Below are 1283 nucleotides of genomic sequence, written 5' to 3' on the forward strand. Positions count from 1 at the left end.
GCCACGCGCGATCAGCAGGTTGGAAACTGATCCGAGTTCCTTGGATCCAATTCCGGGATCGTAAACAGACGGCAATGCACCGGACACCCCCTGAGACAGTAGCAAGGTGATCAGGAGAAATAGAGGAGGGCTAAGAGTATCGTCGTATTGGTCTTCGGGCCGATCGGCGAGCTCGGTGTCCGCGTAGCGCATCATCGTCAGCGGCGCAGCAACACAGCGCCACATCGTTATGGGGTAAAACACCAACCAGGACACCAACTCATACAGAAGTTCCTCAAGCGACTTCAGCAGTTTCATAAAGTCCAAGCGCCATCTCCATGCTGCCTGGGTCGCGCCGGCCCGCTCCGCCTCTGTGGATCAAGTCTAAACTGCCAGCCTCGCAAGCCTCAAGCACCATGCAGCCCGTCAAGAAGCGAGACGAGTAGTCGTTGTGCGTTGGAAAAATATCTGATCTGGTTGCTTCAGGAGATGACCATCGGCAGGGAGGGACGGCAGGATGGGAAAGCTATTAGCACTAGTTTCGATCTTGGTCGTAGCGCAGCCCGCCTATGCTCAAGTCAAGTGCGGCAACGATGCAATCAGGGATTTTCAGAGTATCTGCGGCCGGAATATTGATGAGGGGCCATGCAATGTCGATGAGGCGAAAGAGGCCGTAGACTGGGTGCTATTTAAGGATACGGGTGCTCAAGGAACTTTTAGGGAGAGTATGAAGGCTTGCAAATATAGCAACGCCTTTGGATACGTATTTCTCTCCATCACGCATGCGCAGCGGCACAATCAGAATGCGATGTGCAATTTGCTAGCCTGCTATGGTCCGATCGCACAGCACCCCGTCAATTACTTGAGCACCATCGACTACAGATCGCTCCTCAATTAGCGGCAATGACAATCCAGGAAAGCGTTCGCCCTTCTTTTCGATGATTGCGACATGTTCATGAGGAGAGGACGGCGGCCATAAGGTTGTGCGCTACCGGGCATCTCTCATTTGCCGGCCGCTACCTGGGTAGCTTCCACGGTGGGACCGGGACTTTGCGCCAGGTCCACTATTCCCAATGTGAACATCGCGATGACCGCGAAAGCCAGGGCGGCAAGGGCCAAGTACACGCCCGTGTTGCTGTTCATCGGACTATCTCCCTTAGATGCCGGAATCAACAGTCGGCACGCCAGAGAGTTCCTTCCGGCCAATCGAGACAATCACAAGGCCATCAGTGCTGCTTAGGCGGCGACTTCTCTAGCTGTCGCTCAATGGCGAGGAGCAGCGCTGTCCCTATGCGGAGGGCCAG

The 1283-nt window shown here is 55.1% G+C and carries 1 protein-coding gene and 1 pseudogene; both read right to left on the reverse strand.

What is annotated here, in order from left to right; all coding sequences use genetic code 11:
* Positions 1–306, reverse strand: a pseudogene (locus NDO48_RS29000) (permease); the annotation flags it as partial.
* Between the two features lie 675 nt (positions 307–981).
* Entirely contained in the window at positions 982–1122 is a 141-nt protein-coding gene (locus NDO48_RS29005; protein ID WP_267322885.1) for a hypothetical protein, read from the reverse strand.
* Between the last annotated feature and the right edge of the window lie 161 nt (positions 1123–1283).

The organism is Aminobacter sp. MET-1, assembly GCF_026521175.1.
GTDB lineage: Bacteria > Pseudomonadota > Alphaproteobacteria > Rhizobiales > Rhizobiaceae > Aminobacter.

Bases quoted from the DNA above. Each gene is read 5' to 3' on its own strand.
- NDO48_RS29005 (WP_267322885.1), bottom strand. From the start codon at position 1,122: ATGAACAGCAACACGGGCGTGTACTTGGCCCTTGCCGCCCTGGCTTTC.